The organism is Bacteroidia bacterium (genome assembly GCA_025056095.1).
Taxonomy (GTDB): domain Bacteria; phylum Bacteroidota; class Bacteroidia; order JANWVE01; family JANWVE01; genus JANWVE01.
The window spans coordinates 1-3,461 of record JANWVW010000265.1 but is presented as its reverse complement, the minus strand read 5'-3'; the positions used below and the strand labels follow the sequence as shown (position 1 = coordinate 3,461).

Sequence of the window (3,461 nt, the reverse complement as noted above, 5' to 3'; positions counted from 1 at the left end):
TGGGCGTTAGCCCAGTGCGGAGCGAAGCGTAGCACCGAAGCGTTAGCGTAGCCCGTAGCACGCCGACCTTGTGGGCATGAGCGAAGCGAAACGCCCACAAGGGCACGCCCAAAAAATTAAAATTCAATTTCTCTATTTAACTTTAATTCAGTGAAGTTCAATTCTTTGTTTGTTTAGTTTGTTTGAATATCTCCAAATATTCGTTGCATTCACTTAAAAGTTCTTCCGCATCACTTTGATTGATTGAGAATTCGGGTTCTGTACTACTTTTAATCTCCTTGATCATCTTCCCGTTATGATAGTAGTACATTTTGTCTAACTTTTCTTTTGACTTTCCCTTTGGACCTTGCCCATCATCTTCTATAACCGCAAGAATCAGATTAGAATCATCTAAATAAAATTCTTCGGTTCTTTTTGAAATATTGGGATAGGCATAAGTTTTTATTCTAACTACTCTGCCTTCCTGTACATAGTAATGAATCTTGCTCCATTTTTGTTTTATCTTTTCTCTAAGGTTAGAAGTAGTGATCTCCACAGGTTTAAGATTGAGCGACTCAATTTCTGCCCTTTTCTTGTCAATTTTAGCAACTAGTTCATCTACATTTATGTCGCTTTGCTGTTTTTTGATAGTATCCGCAGTTTTGTTAGCAGTATCTTGTGGATTTTTAGTTTTGTTACTACTTTTAGTACAGGATATTACTGCGAATAAAAACATCAACCCAGTGATTGCCAAAATACCTCTTAATTTCATTTAGCAAAATTAACCATAAAATTGAATGCATTCAAATAAAAGTTTTTTGGCCAGGTAAATTTTTTTCTAACACTACCTAACTTTACGAAGTAGACCTTGTAGGCTTTTCTTTTTCCAATGAGATGTAATTTTGTTATCGGCTTCGTTCTGTTCTTCTATGATTCGTTTTTTGTGCTCTCCCTGTTGATAGAAGTAAAATATAGTGCCTAGCAGGATAAAGAAATAAGTTACTAAAAACACGGAAAGATACCACTTCCAGTATACAAAGTTGAAAAAAATTACATTATATAAAATAGCAGAACAAGTAGCTATACTCGCCAATAGGATAGCTGTACTTTTATCAGTAAGTGCATAAAAAACAAAGTGATGAGTAATATGATCTTTACCTCCTACAAACGGCGAGCAACCTCTACTGATTCGCTTGAAAGTAACTATGGTAGTATCAATAATAGGTATAATAAATACTATGGCAGGTAGAATAACATTAGCCATATAGCCGTAGCTACCCTGAAAGTGATTTTGTTGCCATAAATACATAATGGCTATTCCTGATAAAAACGCACCTAAAAATTGACTGCCACTATCCCCCATGTACAACTTTGAAGGATTCCAATTGAGGTACAAAAATCCTATTAAACTACCCATAACAGCTATAAGAGTAAAAGTCTGTGTATTAAAGCCTTGTATTTCAAAAACAGGAATGAACATAGCTGCTATTGCAATGAGAGATATGCTTCCCGTGATGCCGTCCATGTTATCAAGCATGTTAATAGAGTTCATTATGCCTACTACCCAAAAAATTGTGATAAAAGCATCTAATAAAAATACGTTAGTTACCTTTACTACAGAACCCGTAGCAATTAAAATGATTGCACAGACTAACTGACTTAAAAACTTTGGTAAAGGGCGCAAATGATAGGCGTCATCATATAAGCCCATAGCAAAACCTAGCGCTGTAGCAATAAGTATTCCTATCCATTGCTGTGTAAAAACATAATCAGGCTTTTGGTAGTAATTCAGGACTAAGCAGGCTATGGTTGAGAAAAAAAGTACGACAGCAAAGGAAATTCCGCCAAGTGCAGGCTTTTTTCTTGACCCCCATCGTATTAGAGTATGCGTAGTTTTTTCTTGTGCTATACTGATGCCGTATCGAACAAAAATGTTGTTAATTATGTATGAGAGAATAGCCGATGACACAACAAGAGCAGAGAAGTCAAAAAAATAATGATACAATCTCATAACATTAAATTGAGCTTAGATACTTATGCAAATATAAGCATAAGTTTTCAATCAATCACAAAACTTATTAAAATTTATCTTCTTTTAATCTATTATGCCGCCCAAATATATTTTGCTGCTATTGACTACAAAAAGATTACAACCACCTAAAAGTATAAGGCAGAATTGAAACTATGTTTTTGGGATGGCATTCTGTAAAAGTTTCTCTTCTTCTTTAATAGAGTTTTGCAAACAATCTAAAACATCAGGGGCAGGTTCATTATGACCAATTTTTTGTAGTTGTACTGCTTCTATCATAGTGCGCAGATCTGCGTATAGGCGGAGTTTTTCAAGATATTTTTTATATCGCATCAAGATCCACCATTCTAATGTGCGTTCTATTCTAAATGCCCATTTTTCAGGAAGTATGCTCGTTATCCAACCTAAAAGACTACCTATATAGTAGAATAGGTTTGCATACCAAGCAGGCTTTAAATTTCTTTTTCGCAGCAAATCTTTGAGAAAAGCTTGATGTTTTGATTTTCTTTCTCTCAATTTTCGTAAAGTTTGCCCGTCTTTTCGGATAAAAGAACGATACCACCCTAAACGCATAGATTCCCTTGCATGCAGATCTCTGATTATTCTTGTAGTCTTTCTGCGGATATCTGTACTCATATTCTATTTGGCACTTAAAATGATTTTGTGAATTTTATTAATAATTTCCAATTTTTTCTTACTTAGCAAAGGCAGCATTGCCATAGAAACAGAGTTGAATAGTTCTAAAAAGTCAAGGATTTCTAAAATTTTCTTCTCATATTCTTTTTCCTCTGCGTTAAGTGTACGGATGTTACCTTCTTCATCGTAGCGAAGTTTTTGAAGAACTTCGTTCAGTAATTTGTTAATAGGTTCAAGTTCTCTGATTTGTCTTTGTTTGATGATAGTAGTAGAAACCACAAACATGTCTCTTTCTGCTTCAAAGTACTCTTTGCGTGAGTTTTCTACGTTCACTTTTTTGAGTAGTCCCCATTCTAACAAGTTTCGGATATTCATGTTTGCGTTTCCTCGGCTGATATTTAGCCGTTGCATAATCTCATCAGTGTCCATGTAAGTTGGATGAGAGAAAAGTAACGCATAGATTTGTCCCATAGTTTTGCTAATACCCCAATTTCCTGCCATTTCGCCCCACTGTGTAATAAAAAGCTGCTGTGCTTTTTCTAATGCGCTTTCCATATACAACTTTCAAAACTAATTGAAAGTTCACAATATTACAAAAATACCAAGAAAAATGACTAATTGCAGAGTTATTTCCAAAGAATGAGCTTTGAGAAATTGAGTTATAGGGTCTTTCTTTATTTTGTGCAGTAGCGTCTAATTTTTAATTTTTTGGGCGTGCCCTTGTGGGCTTTTGCCCACAAGGTCGGCGTGCTACGGGCTACGCTCACGCTTCGGTGCTACGCTTCGCTTCGCACCGTGCTAACGCACGCCCTCCGCA

At 35.7% G+C, this 3,461-nt stretch carries 4 protein-coding genes; all 4 read right to left on the bottom strand.

From position 1 onward, the window contains the following. Positions 1 to 157 precede the first annotated feature (157 nt). The 4 genes from NZ519_13100 to NZ519_13085 all read right to left on the bottom strand — a co-directional run bounded on the left by NZ519_13100 (position 158) and on the right by NZ519_13085 (position 3,199). A complete protein-coding gene (locus NZ519_13100; protein MCS7029692.1) occupies positions 158 to 751 on the bottom strand; it encodes a hypothetical protein in 594 nt (197 codons plus the stop codon). 72 nt (positions 752 to 823) lie between these two features. Continuing rightward, positions 824 to 1,990 (bottom strand): undecaprenyl/decaprenyl-phosphate alpha-N-acetylglucosaminyl 1-phosphate transferase, encoded by a 1,167-nt coding sequence (locus tag NZ519_13095; GenBank protein ID MCS7029691.1) that lies wholly within the window; start codon positions 1,988 to 1,990, stop codon positions 824 to 826. Between the two features lie 171 nt (positions 1,991 to 2,161). Beyond that, positions 2,162 to 2,644 carry a demethoxyubiquinone hydroxylase family protein gene (locus tag NZ519_13090; protein MCS7029690.1) on the bottom strand — a complete coding sequence of 161 codons (483 nt, stop codon included), beginning with the start codon at positions 2,642 to 2,644 and terminating at the stop codon, positions 2,162 to 2,164. 3 nt (positions 2,645 to 2,647) lie between these two features. Beyond that, positions 2,648 to 3,199, bottom strand: coding sequence for a hypothetical protein (locus NZ519_13085; protein ID MCS7029689.1), 552 nt, complete (start codon positions 3,197 to 3,199; stop codon positions 2,648 to 2,650). Between the last annotated feature and the right edge of the window lie 262 nt (positions 3,200 to 3,461).